The organism is Burkholderia aenigmatica (assembly GCF_048627025.1).
Taxonomy (GTDB): domain Bacteria; phylum Pseudomonadota; class Gammaproteobacteria; order Burkholderiales; family Burkholderiaceae; genus Burkholderia; species Burkholderia aenigmatica.
Genome location: NZ_CP184474.1, coordinates 37,871 through 52,076, shown reverse-complemented (window position 1 = coordinate 52,076; position 14,206 = coordinate 37,871). Strand labels below are relative to the sequence as shown.

The following is a 14,206-nucleotide window of genomic DNA, read 5'->3' as shown; positions in this document are numbered from 1 at the left end:
AAATTGCTCCTTATTGATAAATCAGGCTCTTTTGAAAACGGTGTGGGTAACGGGGTTCACCGAGCGTTTTCGTTGAAGCGGAAGAAGTCGAGTTTTCCAGCGACGAGGAAGAGGACTGTGCGCATGGTCTCAAAGCGCGCATATCCGCGAGCCTTGCGCTTTGCCGCTTGAAACAAACCATTGATGGCCTCGATATAACCGTTGGTCTGACGAGTCTGAGTCCAAGCAACGATTCCGTCGAAATGTCTGCGAATCAAGCTGACGACATCCTTCATAGGCTCGACCTTGGAGCGCATGACGTTGGTGCACCACTGATGCAGCATCTCGGAGACGACGTTGATTTGTTTGCGCTCGAGAATGTCGCGCAATTGTTCTCGGTAAAGCCAGGCTCGCGCGGTGCGATTGGTCGTGTACTGACTAACCAACGCTTCAAGGTCGGTGAGTTGTGCGAGGTTCAGTTTGTCGGCGTCCTTGAGCAAAGTCCAACGCATGCCTTTAAGCTGAGGGTCGAGTTTCTGCTGCTGCCGACGGACTGCGTCGAGTGCCTTGGAAGCGTGTGCGACGACATGGAATTTGTCAAAGGTAACGCGCGCTTCGGGGAGATGTTCATTGACGCCCTTGATGAAAGCCGGCGACATGTCGATGCTCACCGAGCTCACTTGCTCGGGCGAGCCGCCGTGCTCGCTCAGATAAGTTGCAAAACGCTCTATCGTGCTGGCATCCTTGCCCATAGTGACGAACGCGACCCGCCGCGCCTGCATGTCGGCGACCAGCGTCAGATACTCATGACCGCGACGGTACGAAGTTTCGTCAATCGCCACCGCCGTCACATCCGACAGGTCGGCCGCCGCGAGTGCCAACTCTACATACCGCGAACAGATGGCATGTACTCGATGCCACGACAGGTTGACCGCGCGTGCAACGGCGGCGAACGGCATCTGCTGCGCGAGCATCAGCACGAGCGCCTCGAACAGCAGCGTGAAGCCGTTGAGCTGTCCGACCCAATCAGGTTCGACCAATCGTACCGAGCCATCGGGCAAACGCACACGCGGAACCCGCACTTCCAGAAAACACTCGTGCTGGAAGAAATTCAGATGCCGCAGACGCTTGATTTGTGTATCGTGCACAGGATGCTCGCCTGCGATTCCGGCATAGGGAAATCGGCTGCCTGCAACGAAGTCAACGGCGATGTTGAGCTGCCGCTGAGCAGCATCGAAGTCAATACTTCGGACATACCAAGGAGCCGTGATACCGAGGGCGGATTCGAACAATTGATTCGTCATAGCAGATTGGCTTTACATGGGTGATTCCCGCATTCTGCCGCAATCACCCATGACTCATCTTACTGGGAGAGCGCACCTCAAGGGTTCGCTGCGCCGGGCTCACGCCCGCCCTTGACCCGCCAAACCCACCCACTACAAATTCAAAAGAGGCATAAATCAGTTATTGTGATTTGGTTTCGGAATCAATCCCGGCCAATGATTGCTAAATCGAATTAGCGAATGAATTCTAGTTACCGTTTGTTACGGCAGCATGACACTCATGGATTCCTTTGCTCTTAGCAGGCTGCTGAAAAACTGGCCGACGGAGACGGTCGAGCAACGGGTAGCAAGGACAATTTGAGCACCCGATCTGACTGAGAACGATGCGAGGCACCGACACCTTCACCGAGAGCCTGTTCACCATGCGCAAGCTGGAGGACTTCGTGCCGGCACGGCACCCGCTGCGCGAGATTCGCAAGACGGCCAATGCGGCGCTGGACAAGCTGGGGCCAACGCTGACGGGGATGTATGCAGCCGAGGTCAAGGGCGGACGGCCGAGCATCGCGCCGGAGAAGCTGCTGCGCGCCATGCTGCTGCAGGTGCTGTTCAGCGTGCGATCTGAGCGGCAGCTGATGGAGCAGGTGCACTACAACCTGCTGTTCCGCTGGTTCATCGGGCTGTCGATGGACGACGCCGTGTGGGTGCCAACGGTATTCACCAAGAACCGCGAGCGCCTGATCAAGCATGACGCGGTCATCAAGTTCTTCAACGAGGTGGTGGACATTGCGCACAAGCGCGACCTGTTGTCGGGCGAGCATTTCAGCGTGGACGGCACGCTGATCCAGGCCTGGGCCGGGCACAAGAGCTTCGTACCCAAGGACGACAAGCCCGACGCAGACGGTGGTGGTGCCCCGGCCGGCGACTTCAAAGGCCAGCGACGCAGCAACGACACCCACGAATCGAAGAGCGACGGCGATGCACGGCTGTACCGCAAGGGCAACACCGCCAGCGAGCTGCGCTACATGGGCCACACCCTGAGCGACAACCGCCATGGGTTGATCGCCAGTGCCATGGTGACCCAGGCCGACGGCTTTGCCGAACGCGAAGCGGCCAAGGCCATGATCAGCGATGCGCGCCAAGCGCTGGGTGACGACGAGCGCGAGATCACGCTGGGCGCTGACAAGGGCTACGACGCCAAGGAGTTCATCGACGCCTGCATGTCGATGAAGGTCACCCCGCATGTGGCGCAGAACACGTCGGGCCGCAAGTCGGCGGTGCCCGACGAGATCGCGCAGACGCAGGGCTATGCGACCTCGCAACGCAAGCGCAAGCTCATCGAGCAGGGCTTCGGCTGGGCCAAGACAGTGGGCGGCATCCGCCAGGTGATGGTGCGCGGCCTTGAGCGTGTGGACCAGATGTTCGTGCTGACCATGGCCGCCTACAACTTGGTGCGCATGCGCAGCCTGGGACAAGTCCGTCTGCAGGCTGCCCAGTGACCAGAAACCGACCTGAAAGCGCATGAAAGTCGCTCCAAACCGATGAACTTCATGCTCAACATCCCGCATCGCGAAAAGCTCAGTGCCCCGACCTCGAATCGTGTGCAGAAGATCCGCGATCGGGGTGGTTTTTCAGCAGCCTGTTAGTGGCAAAGAGCAATTCGACCTGCGATGAAATTGGATTTATTTCATGAAGTTGCAAATCTCACTTCCTCAGACCATTGAAAGATTGGCGGATCATTCGTTCCATCCCAGAAAGCCGACCATGTTCTCGACCCGAAGATGTACTAGAGGATGTCCAAGCGATACGCTTCTGGTGAAGCAGGGAACTCAGTTTAGACAGGATATTTCGCAAGACTAGCTGGACAACGGCTGCTTGGGTCGTTAGTGAAGTTGAAGTTGAAGTTGACCCCATTTCACGGACACCTTATTGTTCTTGCAGAAGGAGTCCGAAGTGAGCAAACCACATACCCCCAAGCCACCTTATCCAGCGCAATTTCGTGAGCAAATGATTGAACTGGTTCGTGCCGGACGCAAGCCCGGCGAACTGGCCCGTGAGTTTGGCTGCCATGCCACCAGCATCCTGAACTGGGTGCGTCAGGCCGATGCGTCCAGCGGTGTTGTCCCTGGAGAGGCCGGTGCGTTGAGTGCCAGCGAGCGCCAGGAACTCATCGAGCTAGGGGTCGTCTCAGAAAACGGAAAATAAAGCACGTTAAGCTGGTGGCAGCGGTCGCAACGCCCTGAACTTCCCTGCACCGACCTTGGTGCTGCTGCGCCAAAGGTAATCGCCGGTCAGATTGATGTGTTCCCACCCCAGCGGCGATAGGTACTGCAACAGCGTGTCATCGACGGTCTGGCTGTGGCTACGCAAAGCACTGGTGGCACGCTCCAGATAGACCGTATTCCACAACACGATGGCCGCCGTCACCAGATTGAGGCCGCTGGCTCGATAGCGTTGTTGCTCAAAGCTGCGGTCGCGGATTTCACCCAATCGGTAGAAAAAGACAGCCCTGGCCAACGCGTTGCGCGCTTCGCCCTTATTCAGTCCAGCATTGACGCGGCGACGCAGCTCCACGCTTTGCAGCCAATCCAGTATGAACAGCGTGCGCTCAATGCGCCCCAACTCGCGCAGTGCAACGGCCAATCCGTTCTGACGCGGATAGCTACCGAGCTTGCGCAACATCAGCGAGGCCGTCACCGTACCCTGCTTGATCGGGGTCTCCTCGTTTTCAGTGCAATAAGTGACGGTACGCAAAGCTAGCACTGGCGCGGGGGTGGTCTGGGTAGACCGTTGATTTCATTGACTTTCCTGTTCGCTTTGTAAACGGGTATGGTGGCCTCCCACTTTTGAGGTTCACGATGCAGGGTTGGCACACAACGTTTTTGGGGATGCGTGGGCTCCCCCGCGATATCAGCGACTTCGAGATGAAGGCATTTTTCACCTTCGATGGTGCCGAGCGCGACGCAATCAATGCACGCCGAGGTGATTCCCACAAGCTTGGTCTGGCGCTCCATATTGGTTTCCTGCGCATGAGTGGGCGTTTGCTCGGTGCCTTTCGGGTAATTCCAGTAGCCTTGTGGCGCCACCTTGGCAACGAGCTTGGCATTGCAGCACCAGAAGTCGCCTCGCTGAGAGCCATGTATGAACGCGGGCGCACGCTATTCGATCACCAACAAGTAGCCTGCACGGTCCTTGGATTCCAGTGGATGAGCGAGCACCAGCGCCGCTCACTGGTACGTGAACTGCGCGACGAAGTGGCGCGCTGCGCCGACCGCGATCAGCTACTCGTGCGGGCGCGTCAATGGCTGTACAAGAACAAGCTGGTGATCGTGCACGAGCGGGCAATTCGGACACTGATTGCGGCGGCACTTGCCCAGCTTGAAGTTGAAACAGGCACCGCCATCGCCGCCAGCGTTGATCCAGCAACACTTGATCGCTGGCGAGCCTCAGTTTCAGAGCTGCGCCCAGATGGACAAACCCAGCAGAGTTGGCTATGGGCTGCACCGGCGAAACACTCAACCCGCCAAATCAGCGAGGTACTGGAGCGCATCGACCTGCTTTACACGCTGGACGTTCATAAGCACCTGGCAGACATCCCCGATCTCATCTTGCGCCGCTACGCGCGCCGACTTGTCTCCAGGCCGCCCTCAGCCGGAGCCAAGATCAAAGAGCCAGCGCGCACCGTGGAGGTCGCATGCTTTCTTCGGTATTGCCTGTTCACCACCACAGACCAGTTGATCCTTATGGTGCAGCGCCGGATCGCCGATCTGTGGCGTCAGGCTGCCGCCGATGTCCCCGCTACCGTCAATTGGGCCGCAATGTACAAAACGCTGCTCGGCGAACTTGTTGCCTTGAGCGCGCAAGGTGCGGTGCCAGATGCTGAGTTGCGTGCCCGTCTTGAAGCCTTGATCACCGAAACCCAGAAACGCAAACCACCGAGCAGGGCCTCCCTGGTCCGCGAGGGATTGATTGATGGAATTCGCCCCGTGCGGTCGTTGCTCGTCGCCATTGCAAAGCTGCCCTGGCAGGCCACCGGCGAGCATCCTGCCATCGAGTACCTTGCCAAGCTGCAAGCTTTATATCTCAAAGGATCCAGAAAGCTGCCAGTTGAAGTGGTGGCACCAAGTCTGGGAATGATCTGGCAGGTTTCGATCTCCAGCCCAGACCGGGAACGGGCGTTTCAGGCGTTGGAGGTGGCCACCCTGTTTGCCCTGCGCCGCGCGGTGCGCAATGGCTCGGTCTGGATTGAGCACAGCCTGAGCTTTCGGGGTCGTGCGCGCTTGTTCTTCACGGACGAGCGTTGGCAGGCAGAGTCCAAGAAACACTATGCCCGTCTATCGTTACCCAGCAAGGCTGCCACTTTCTTGAAGCCTTTGCTGGCCAGAGTAACTGCCGGTGTCGATGCGGTGGCCGCTGCAGCCCGCAGTGGCGTACTGCGCGTGGATGATGAACTCCATTTGTCGCCATTGCCCGCAGAGGACGAAGACCCAGAAGTGACCAAGCTGCGCGCGGCTTTGGATCACCGCATCGGTGAGGTTCAATTGCCGGAAGTGATTCTGGCCGTTGACGCCCAGGTGCGCTTTAGCTGGATCATGCTCGGACGTGAGCCGCGCTCTACCGACGAGCTGCTGATGGTCTATGCCGGCATCATGGCCCACGGCACCAGTCTGACTGCGGTCGAATGCGCGCGCATGATTCCGCAATTGTCTGCCACCAGCATTCGCCAGGCCATGCGCTGGGCGCGGGACGAACGGCGTCTGAGCCAGGCCTGCCAGGCTGTGCTGGAATTCATGCAGCGACACCCGATTGCCGCCACCTGGGGGCGGTCCGATTTGGCATCTTCTGACATGATGAGCATGGAGACCACCAAACGGGTGTGGCAAGCCCGGCTTGATCCTCGGCGCAACACACCTTCCATTGGAATCTACTCCCATGTAAAAGACCGGTGGGGCATCTTCCATGCGCAGCCCTTTGTGCTCAATGAGCGCCAGGCGGGCGTGGCCATTGAAGGTGTCATCCGCCAAGAAAAGCTGGAGACCAGCCAGCTTGCTGTGGATACCCATGGCTACACCGACTTTGCCATGTCACATGCCCGTTTGCTTGGTTTTGATCTTTGCCCGCGGTTGAAGGAACTCAAACAGCGCCACCTCTTTGTGCCACGCGGCACCAAAGTGCCCGCAGAAATCGCTGCGGTGTGCGAAGCCAATGTCGACGTCGCTTTGATCGAAAAGCATTGGGATAGTCTGGTGCACCTGGCAGCCTCGGTCATGAGCGGACATGCCAGTGCGGTGGCAGCTCTTGCGCGGTTCGGTTCTGCCGCCCAGGGCGATCCAATCTATGAGGCTGGCGTGCAATTGGGGCGGTTGCTGCGTACGGCGTTTTTGGCTGACTACTTTGTCAAGGACGCTTTCAGGAACGAGTTGCGCCGGGTGCTCAATCGGGGCGAGGCTGTTAACGCCCTCAAGCGCGCCATTTATACCGGCCGGATCAGCCCGGCGCAGGCCAAACGTGTCGATGAAATGCAGGCTGTGGCCGATGCGTTGAGCCTGATGGCCAACATCGTGATGGCGTGGAATACCTCACAGATGCAGGCGGTCCTGGATCGCTGGTCGAACCGCCGCCAGGTCATTCCACCGGAACTGATCGGGAAGATTGCGCCCACCAGGCTGGAGAGCATCAACTTGCGGGGTGTGTTTCGCTTCCCGGTTGACCGCTATGCTGACCAAATCCTGCCTTCGCGGCCAAATGCATCGATAACTGGCACCAATGGATGAAACCGACCACGGTTTGACGCCACGAATCGCAGATTTGAAAGTGAACAGGAAAGTCAATGAAATCAACGATCTACCAACACCACCTCCGCGCCAGTGCTAGCTTTTCGTACCGTCACTTATTGCACTGAAAACGAGGAGACCCCTAGCAGCCCATCGGGGTCCGCAAGCCCCTGCAACGCATTCATCCGCATGTCCAGCGCGGCCTCGCGATCATTGTCAACGCCTGCCTGTGGATGGATGTTGTCCGGAAACGTCTGCAGCCATGTCGCGAGCAGTCCCGTACCTTCCGCGAGTCCGACCGCACCGCCCAAGCGGGTGCGGCAACGCGTGTAGAGCGCTGCCACACGCATGTCCTTCGTGCGCAGCATCAGGCGCCGGCAGTCGCGTTCGATCTCGCTCCAGTTGAGCGGATCGGGCCCACCGACGAACGCGCCGTATTGCACGTCCTGCCTGGGTGCAGCGCCCGCGAAGAGGACCACGAAATCGTGGTCGTATTCGAGATCCGGGCCGCAAGGCGCGCCGTCGCTCACGGGCGTGAGCCAGTCGAAGTGCGACGCGCCCGTGACGGGCGCGTGGCCGGGTTTGCCGTGCGTGGCGGATTGTTTCTTGCTCATGTTCAATTTTTGGAGTCAGTGGCACGGCGATCGAAATGGCGCACGTAACGCTCGGGCTCGAAACGCATGCCGGTAATGGGTTTATGCGGGTCCGGACGTCCCAGCCATCCGGACCAGCCCATGCGCTGCCGGCCACCCATCACTGCCGGTGGCGCACTCTCAGGGGTCGTCTCAGAAAACGGAAAATAAAGCACGCTAAGCGTGCGTGGAGGCTGGCACCCAGCGGTACAGCGTCGGAATGGACACGCCGAGGTTCTTGGCCACGTCCTTGGGCGGCACCCCGCTGGCCAGCAGCTTCTTGGCCGACTCGATCTTGCTGTCGGTCATCTTCGGCTTGCGGCCGCCTTTGCGGCCGAGCTGCTTGGCGACTTCCAGCCCGGCGCGGGTGCGCTCGACGGTCAGCTCGCGCTCCATTTCGGCAAGGCTCGCCATGACGTGGAAGAAGAACCGCCCGGATGGTGTGCCGGTGTCGATGGAGTCGGTGAGGCTCCTGAACTGGACACCGTGCTTGTGCAGATCGCCGACCAGATCGACCAGTTGCTTGACCGACCGGCCCAGCCGGTCGAGCTTCCAGACGACCAAAGTATCGCCTTCGCGCAGCATTTCGAGCGTCTTGGCCAAGCCAGGCCGGTCTGCCCGCGTGCCACTCACCTTGTCCTCGAAGACCTTTTTACATCCGGCCTTGCTCAAGGCTTCGCGTTGCAGCTCCAGGTTCTGATCCTGCGTCGAGACGCGCGCATAGCCAATCAACATGGCTTGTCTCGCGCCCGGTCGATGCGTTCCTGCATCGCCTGCATCACTTCTTCGTGGGTGTACGATCTGGCGTTGGCGTCGGTGGCTTGCCGCAGGGCTTCCTCAACCTCGCGCGTCATCCGCTCGTAATCCTCCGGCCACAGCGCTTGCTCCATGCGCAGCGACGCCTGACCCAGCAGGTGCAGCAGGCTGAACAGCCGCATGTCGTTGGTGGCGACGATGCGCTCCCGAATCTGCTCCTGAATAGCTTCGCTAGCCCGATGCGCTTGTGGTGTGGCAGTCCCCTCGTAGTCAGCGGGGAATTCCGCTTCCTCGGCAATCCTTGCCCAGGCGCTGGCCAGCGCCTCGATGGTTGACGTGCTCATTTCCGCCGCTCCTGAGGTCGGCCGAAAAAAGTGGACGCCAACATTCCGTAGAATTGAGGAATGGAGGCACTGATGAAGCGAATCCCCAAGGCTGTGTACACGAAGGAATTTCGTGAAGAAGCAGTAAAGCTAGCAATGACTGACGGCGTCGGCGTGTCTGAAGCTGCACGTCGAGTGTCAATATCGATGAAGACGTTGGCGAACTGGGTTCGCGCCGCAAAGGACGGCAAGCTGGAGACCGTGGGGCAAACCCAGAAACCACTGACAGAGATCGAGGCGGAGCTGGGCCGGCTCAAGCGAGAGTTGGCAGAAGTGAAGATGGAGCGCGATCTGTTAAAAAAGTTTGCAACGTACTTCGCGAAGGAGTCGCGGTGAAGTACGGCGTAATTGAGCAGATGCGACAGCATTACCCCGTGCCGCCGATGTGCCGGTTCCTGGGCGTGTCCACCAGTGGCTACTACGCCTGGCGCAAACGGCCGCTGTCGTTGCACGATCAACAAGAGCCTGGGCTCGAAGCGCAGGTGCGTGCAGCTCACGAGCGTAGTCGACAAACCTTCGGCCCGGAACGGCTACAGAAGGATCTAGCGAACCACGGTGTCCAGATTGGTGTTCACCGCATCAAGCGTTTGCGGGCAAAGCTCGGCCTTCGCTGCAAGCAAAAGCGCAAGTTCAAGGCGACGACCAACTCGACGCACAATCTGCCAGTCGCACCGAACATCCTGGATCAGGACTTCAGTGTGAGCGCACCAAATCAGGCCTGGTGCGGTGACATTACCTACATCGCGACCGATGAGGGATGGCTGTATCTGGCCGGCCTCAAGGATCTGTTTAGCGGAGAGATCGTCGGCTATGCCATGAGCGAGCGCATGACAAAACAGCTGGTCATGCAGGCGCTGTTTCGGGCTGTCGCGTCGCACCGGCCACCGACGGGCCTGATACAACACACGGATCGCGGTAGTCAGTATTGCGCCCACGCCTATCAGAATCTGCTCAAACAGTTCGGCATGCAGGCATCAATGAGCAGACGTGGAAATTGCTTCGACAACGCACCCATCGAATCATTCTGGGGCTCACTGAAGAATGAACTCGTCTATCATCGCAAGTTCGCGACCCGCGATCAGGCCAGCAAAGAAATCACGGAATACATCGAGATCTTTTATAACCGGCAGCGCACACAGGAGCGTCTGGACTATCTGTCGCCGGCCGCTTTCACGCAGCGATTCCATTTGAGTAAAATGGCTGCTTAACCCGTTGGCGTCCACGGATTCCGACCGACCTCACTCCTGTGCTCTTTGGCGAATCAACCGGCCAAGGGGCCTCGACGCGAAAACCAGCAGCATCACGCCTATCGGATACCAGGTCGAGAAGACCACCAAGGCATCGAAGGCTGGCCGTCCGGTGTTGGTAGGCAGTACGGCGGTCACAGCCATCAACCCGCCGACCGTCCAGATGATGCGCCACACGTAGGGCATCACGCGGGGCACGTAGCCGTCATCGAAAGCGGTCTGGTAGTAGCGGCGCAGGCCGCGCTCGGCAAGCGCCTGGCGCTGCCGCTCCGACAGCGCATCCGTCCGGCCATACCAGCGCCGGAATGGTGGACAGCGCAGCAGCAAAGGGGTGAAGAGGATCATCACCGCCACGATCGCGACACCCCACGCCATGACGGCGCCGGCATCGGGCCGCTTGGCGTTCTCGATCACGGGCGCGAAGACGCCCGGAGCACCGATCATCCAGAACAGCGCAATGTGCTGATGGAAGGAGAGCTTCATTTGCTCATCCACTTGCGCAGCAGGCGCTTTTTCAGGGAGGCGCGTTCTTGCGGGTTGCGTCCCTTGTGATTGGCGATGCGATCCGCCGTGGCGGCCTGGCGCTTGACGGGCCAGTAGGAGCGGCCATCCTTGCCCATCGACCAGACGCTGCTGGCCTGGTTTTCCAGCAGGGGCAGATGGGCGCTCAGGGCTTCGGGCGACGCGCTGGTCAGCGCCGTGCGCTCACGGGTGCGCCAGCGCTGATGCCAGAGCTTCTTGTCCTCGCGCTCGCTGCCGCAGGTCGTGTGCCCGACGATGGGTGTTTTGCGGCGGCTGCGGCTCATAACGTAGTGGTCTCCAAGAACATTCAGGACTGATCCCAGGCGTCGATGGTCAAGACCTGATCGGCAGGACAGGCGGCTACGCGGTCGGGAACTGGATGGTGTTCAGTCTCATGCCGACCCCATTCGATTGATCGCGTCGCTTGCGGCACGCTGCGACGCAAGGAGGTTTGCGACCTGGTTTAGCAGCCGTGTCCGCTGCATGTCTGTTACCTATCTCCCCGACCGCTCATTGGACCAACTCCAGAGATTGGGCTCTATCGCTCAGCCAATACGAAACCGGCATTGGCTGATGCCACAACCGAGACGAACACAAATGGCTCGGTACCTGTATTTCGCGCCCCGTGCACTTGGCCCGGTCTTGCCACGGCTATCTCACCTTCCCTGAGGGCACGAACAATCCCATTGCCCTGAAAGTAATCAGCCATTCCCGACAAAACAGTCCACGTGTCTTGGCCGTGAGGATGAATGTGAGCCGCAATTTCCTGCCCGGGATGGACATGCCAAACCACGATAATTGAGTCTCGGGTTTCAAGCACAACGGAACGAATAGGCTCGCCTTCGGACGGCTGAACATACTCGGCTACAGAAAATATTCTCGATTCAACAGTCATCGGAGATCCCTCTTTCACAGTGCCCCCAGACAGGCTGGATATGAGTTCTAACTCGAATTTGAACGGGAGGCTGGTCGTGCGGTCGTGCAGTTGCCGATGAGCGTGTCGGCTGCTGCCTCCTTGCCCACCAGCGAACTCACGTCCGTTGCGGCCATCCAGAAGGTCTTGCCCGAGCGCGGCTCATAGGTCGCGGGATCGAACACGCCAGAGGGGCCGAACATCGGCGGCTTGATTGGTCATGGCTCCATGCCTTTGTCGTTACGGTCTTCATCGTCGGCATCCTGACGCACGGCGGGCAATTGCTGGAGCAACGCCGGCAGCCATTCCTGTACCGTCTCCCACACCACATCGAGGTTGATGTCGAAATAGCCGTGAGCCATGCGATTACGCATATTGCGCATGCTGCGCCACGGCACGTCGGCATGCGCCTGGGTGAACTCGACGTAGCCATCCATCACCTTTGTGGCCGCCTCGCCGATGACGATCAGGCTCATGATGACGGCCTGCTGGGTGCGCTTGTCGGCCAAGAAGTCGTCCTTGGCCATCCCTTCCACGAAGCTGCGCGCATCGGTTGCGGCCTGCTGAATGTGGTCGAGGTAATCGGGCAGGCGGTTCTCGCTCATATCGGTTGCGCCTCCGCGAGCACCTTGGCCCGGAACTTCGGCGGCAGGTCGCCGGGAGTCAGCAGATCGACGTCAACGCCGAGCAGCGATTTCAGTTCTTCTTCCAAATCGCCCAAGTCCAACAACGTGGCACCGGGCAGCGCATCGACCAACAGGTCGAGGTCGCTGCCATCCCGGTCGGTGCCATGCAGCACCGAGCCGAAGACGCGCGGGTTCGCGGCGCGAAAGCGGCCTACCGCTTCACGCACTGCGCTTCGCTTCATGTCAAGCACAACAGACGGTCGCATGCGCATCCTTTCTTATCGAAACTCGTTGAGATGATATGCAATCAAGAATAGAATTTCAAGAACTATTTTCGAGAATCGCAATGCCTTGATTCCCGTGCCGCGCCTGTCATTTTCAGAAGGCGATAGCACGAATTATCAAAAGTCGGCCGCACGGTTTTTTCTGACGGTTGACGTCACCTCAGAAAACGGAAAATAAAGCACGCTTAGGCGTAGTTCCCTTGGCTACACCGCGTCGGTACTGCGCGGTTCTTTCTTCCCTTGCAGTGAAGCAATCAGCGGGCAAGAAACATTCCCCTGCCGCAGGTGGCAGGCACACACAAGTTCGGAAAGCACCGACTCCATACGCGCCAAGTCAGTCATTTTTTCGCGCACGTCCTTGAGCTTGTGCTCGGCCAGACTACTGGCTTCCTCGCAATGGGTGCCATCCTCCAGCCGCAGCAGTTCGGCTATTTCATCCAGACTGAAGCCCAGCCGCTGGGCTGATTTCACGAACCGCACCCGCGTTACATCCGCCTCGCCATAGCGGCGGATGCTGCCGTAAGGCTTGTCCGGCTCCGGCAACAAGCCCTTGCGCTGATAGAACCGGATGGTCTCTACGTTGACCCCGGCCGCCTTGGCGAAAACGCCGATGGTCAGATTTTCCAAATTGTTTTCCATATTGCTTGACTCCGTACATGACTACGGAAGTAAGGTTACGCTATCCAATTTAAATTCGAAAGGACACGCGCATGTCTGAACCACAAAACGGGCGCGGGGCGCTCTTCGCCGGCGGGCTGGCTGCCATCCTCGCCTCGGCCTGCTGCCTGGGGCCGCTGGTTCTGGTCACCTTGGGGTTCAGCGGCGCTTGGATCGGCAACCTGACGGTATTGGAGCCGTATCGGCCGATCTTCATCGGCGCGGCGCTGGTTGCACTGTTCTTTGCCTGGCGGCGCATCGTCCGACCGACCGCAGCCTGCAAGCCGGGCGAGGTGTGCGCGATTCCGCAAGTGCGCACCACCTACAAGCTCATTTTCTGGTTCGTCGCCGTGTTGGTCTTGGTCGCGCTTGGTTTTCCCTACGTCATGCCATTTTTCTACTAATCAGGAGTTCATCATGAAAAAGCTGTTTGCCTCCCTCGCTCTCGCCGCTTTCGTTGCCCCCGTGTTCGCCGCCACTCAGACCGTCACGCTGTCCGTGCCTGGCATGACCTGCGCCTCTTGCCCGATCACTGTCAAGCACGCGCTTTCCAAGGTTGAGGGCGTGAGCAAGACCGACGTAAGTTTCGACAAGCGCCAGGCCGTCGTCACCTTCGACGATGCCAAGACCAACGTCCAGAAGTTGACCAAGGCGACCGAGGACGCGGGCTATCCGTCCAGCCTCAAACGCTGATCCGTTAACCGAACTCGGGAGCGACACATGGGACTCATCACGCGCATCGCTGGCAAAACCGGCGCGCTCGGCAGCGTCGTTTCCGCGATGGGCTGCGCCGCCTGTTTTCCTGCCATCGCCAGCTTTGGCGCGGCCATCGGACTGGGCTTCTTGAGCCAGTACGAGGGGCTATTCATTGGCATCCTGCTGCCGATGTTCGCCGGCATCGCGTTACTCGCCAATGCTATCGCTTGGCTCAATCATCGACAGTGGCGACGCACGGCGCTCGGCACGATAGGCCCGATCTTGGTGCTGGCAGCGGTGTTTTTAATGCGGGCTTACGGCTGGCAGAGCGGTGGACTGCTCTATGTCGGCCTGGCCTTGATGGTTGGGGTGTCGGTCTGGGATTTCATCTCGCCAGCACATCGCCGCTGCGGGCCGGACAGCTGTGAATTGCCAGAACAACGTGGCTGACGGCAAC

The 14,206-nt window shown here is 59.3% G+C and carries 17 protein-coding genes and 3 pseudogenes; 7 read left to right on the top strand and 13 right to left on the bottom strand.

The window, feature by feature from the left end; all coding sequences use genetic code 11:
• Nucleotides 1–56: 56 nt before the first annotated feature.
• The gene (locus ACN8ZM_RS41510; RefSeq protein WP_137962687.1) at nucleotides 57–1,283 is read right to left on the bottom strand and encodes an ISL3 family transposase; all 1,227 of its coding nucleotides are present in this window, start codon (nucleotides 1,281–1,283) and stop codon (nucleotides 57–59) included.
• A 362-nt stretch (nucleotides 1,284–1,645) separates the two neighbouring features.
• Here ACN8ZM_RS41510 and ACN8ZM_RS41505 point away from each other — a divergent pair, with 362 nt between their 5' ends.
• Together ACN8ZM_RS41505 and ACN8ZM_RS41500 are read left to right on the top strand one after the other, a co-directional pair.
• Nucleotides 1,646–2,758: an IS1182-like element ISBuce1 family transposase gene (locus ACN8ZM_RS41505; RefSeq protein ID WP_011875621.1), complete on the top strand. Its 1,113-nt coding sequence runs from the start codon at nucleotides 1,646–1,648 to the stop codon at nucleotides 2,756–2,758.
• A 454-nt stretch (nucleotides 2,759–3,212) separates the two neighbouring features.
• Nucleotides 3,213–3,464, top strand: coding sequence for a transposase (locus tag ACN8ZM_RS41500; protein ID WP_137962686.1), 252 nt, complete (start codon nucleotides 3,213–3,215; stop codon nucleotides 3,462–3,464).
• Nucleotides 3,465–3,470: 6 nt separating this feature from the next.
• Here ACN8ZM_RS41500 and ACN8ZM_RS41495 read toward each other — a convergent pair.
• Nucleotides 3,471–3,977, bottom strand: a pseudogene (locus ACN8ZM_RS41495) (Tn3 family transposase); the annotation flags it as partial.
• Between the two features lie 140 nt (nucleotides 3,978–4,117).
• Between ACN8ZM_RS41495 and ACN8ZM_RS41490 the strand changes: the two are divergent.
• Nucleotides 4,118–7,033, top strand: coding sequence for a Tn3-like element IS1071 family transposase (locus ACN8ZM_RS41490; RefSeq protein WP_003049965.1), 2,916 nt, complete (start codon nucleotides 4,118–4,120; stop codon nucleotides 7,031–7,033).
• Between the two features lie 143 nt (nucleotides 7,034–7,176).
• Here the strand turns inward: ACN8ZM_RS41490 and ACN8ZM_RS41485 are convergent.
• The 4 genes and pseudogenes from ACN8ZM_RS41485 to ACN8ZM_RS41470 form a co-directional block, all read right to left on the bottom strand.
• Nucleotides 7,177–7,647, bottom strand: a pseudogene (locus ACN8ZM_RS41485) (ImpA family type VI secretion system protein); the annotation flags it as partial.
• A 2-nt stretch (nucleotides 7,648–7,649) separates the two neighbouring features.
• Nucleotides 7,650–7,811: pseudogene (locus ACN8ZM_RS41480) on the bottom strand (type VI secretion system baseplate subunit TssG); the annotation flags it as partial.
• Between the two features lie 31 nt (nucleotides 7,812–7,842).
• Nucleotides 7,843–8,400 (bottom strand): recombinase family protein, encoded by a 558-nt coding sequence (locus tag ACN8ZM_RS41475; RefSeq protein ID WP_003100847.1) that lies wholly within the window; start codon nucleotides 8,398–8,400, stop codon nucleotides 7,843–7,845.
• Entirely contained in the window at nucleotides 8,394–8,765 is a 372-nt protein-coding gene (locus ACN8ZM_RS41470) for a hypothetical protein (protein ID WP_003100853.1), read from the bottom strand. The genes ACN8ZM_RS41475 and ACN8ZM_RS41470 overlap by 7 nt, the downstream gene beginning before the upstream one ends.
• Before the next feature lie 72 nt (nucleotides 8,766–8,837).
• Between ACN8ZM_RS41470 and ACN8ZM_RS41465 the strand changes: the two genes are divergently transcribed.
• A protein-coding gene (locus ACN8ZM_RS41465) for an IS3 family transposase (RefSeq protein WP_137962692.1) occupies nucleotides 8,838–10,012 on the top strand; the annotation gives its coding sequence in 2 pieces (ribosomal slippage) (nucleotides 8,838–9,111 and nucleotides 9,111–10,012; 1,176 coding nt in all).
• Nucleotides 10,013–10,042: 30 nt separating this feature from the next.
• On the opposite strand, the gene ACN8ZM_RS41460 is transcribed toward ACN8ZM_RS41465, so the two are convergent.
• The 7 genes from ACN8ZM_RS41460 to merR form a co-directional block, all read right to left on the bottom strand.
• Entirely contained in the window at nucleotides 10,043–10,534 is a 492-nt protein-coding gene (locus tag ACN8ZM_RS41460; protein ID WP_420213345.1) for a transposase, read from the bottom strand.
• Nucleotides 10,531–10,857, bottom strand: coding sequence for a hypothetical protein (locus tag ACN8ZM_RS41455; RefSeq protein WP_003100858.1), 327 nt, complete (start codon nucleotides 10,855–10,857; stop codon nucleotides 10,531–10,533). Before ACN8ZM_RS41455 ends, ACN8ZM_RS41460 begins: the two co-directional genes overlap by 4 nt.
• Nucleotides 10,858–11,111: 254 nt before the next feature.
• The gene (locus ACN8ZM_RS41450) at nucleotides 11,112–11,468 is read right to left on the bottom strand and encodes a cupin domain-containing protein (protein WP_003465043.1); all 357 of its coding nucleotides are present in this window, start codon (nucleotides 11,466–11,468) and stop codon (nucleotides 11,112–11,114) included.
• Nucleotides 11,469–11,515: 47 nt separating this feature from the next.
• On the bottom strand, nucleotides 11,516–11,689 hold the full coding sequence (locus tag ACN8ZM_RS41445) for a hypothetical protein (RefSeq protein WP_003154411.1): 174 nt from the start codon (nucleotides 11,687–11,689) through the stop codon (nucleotides 11,516–11,518).
• A 15-nt stretch (nucleotides 11,690–11,704) separates the two neighbouring features.
• Nucleotides 11,705–12,091 (bottom strand): DUF86 domain-containing protein, encoded by a 387-nt coding sequence (locus tag ACN8ZM_RS41440; RefSeq protein WP_003100872.1) that lies wholly within the window; start codon nucleotides 12,089–12,091, stop codon nucleotides 11,705–11,707.
• Nucleotides 12,088–12,378, bottom strand: a complete 291-nt coding sequence (locus ACN8ZM_RS41435; protein ID WP_001247892.1) for a nucleotidyltransferase family protein — start codon at nucleotides 12,376–12,378, stop codon at nucleotides 12,088–12,090. The genes ACN8ZM_RS41440 and ACN8ZM_RS41435 overlap by 4 nt, the downstream gene beginning before the upstream one ends.
• A gap of 222 nt (nucleotides 12,379–12,600) precedes the next feature.
• Nucleotides 12,601–13,035, bottom strand: coding sequence for an Hg(II)-responsive transcriptional regulator (gene merR, locus ACN8ZM_RS41430; protein WP_005798840.1), 435 nt, complete (start codon nucleotides 13,033–13,035; stop codon nucleotides 12,601–12,603).
• Nucleotides 13,036–13,106: 71 nt separating this feature from the next.
• Here merR and merT point away from each other — a divergent pair, with 71 nt between their 5' ends.
• From merT to merC, 3 genes are read left to right on the top strand one after another with little or no spacing between them, the layout of a single operon-like run.
• Entirely contained in the window at nucleotides 13,107–13,457 is a 351-nt protein-coding gene (gene merT, locus ACN8ZM_RS41425) for a mercuric ion transporter MerT (protein ID WP_005798838.1), read from the top strand.
• A gap of 13 nt (nucleotides 13,458–13,470) precedes the next feature.
• A complete protein-coding gene (gene merP / locus ACN8ZM_RS41420; RefSeq protein WP_004178136.1) occupies nucleotides 13,471–13,746 on the top strand; it encodes a mercury resistance system periplasmic binding protein MerP in 276 nt (91 codons plus the stop codon).
• Between the two features lie 27 nt (nucleotides 13,747–13,773).
• A complete protein-coding gene (merC, locus tag ACN8ZM_RS41415; protein ID WP_000522996.1) occupies nucleotides 13,774–14,199 on the top strand; it encodes an organomercurial transporter MerC in 426 nt (141 codons plus the stop codon).
• Nucleotides 14,200–14,206 lie beyond the last annotated feature (7 nt).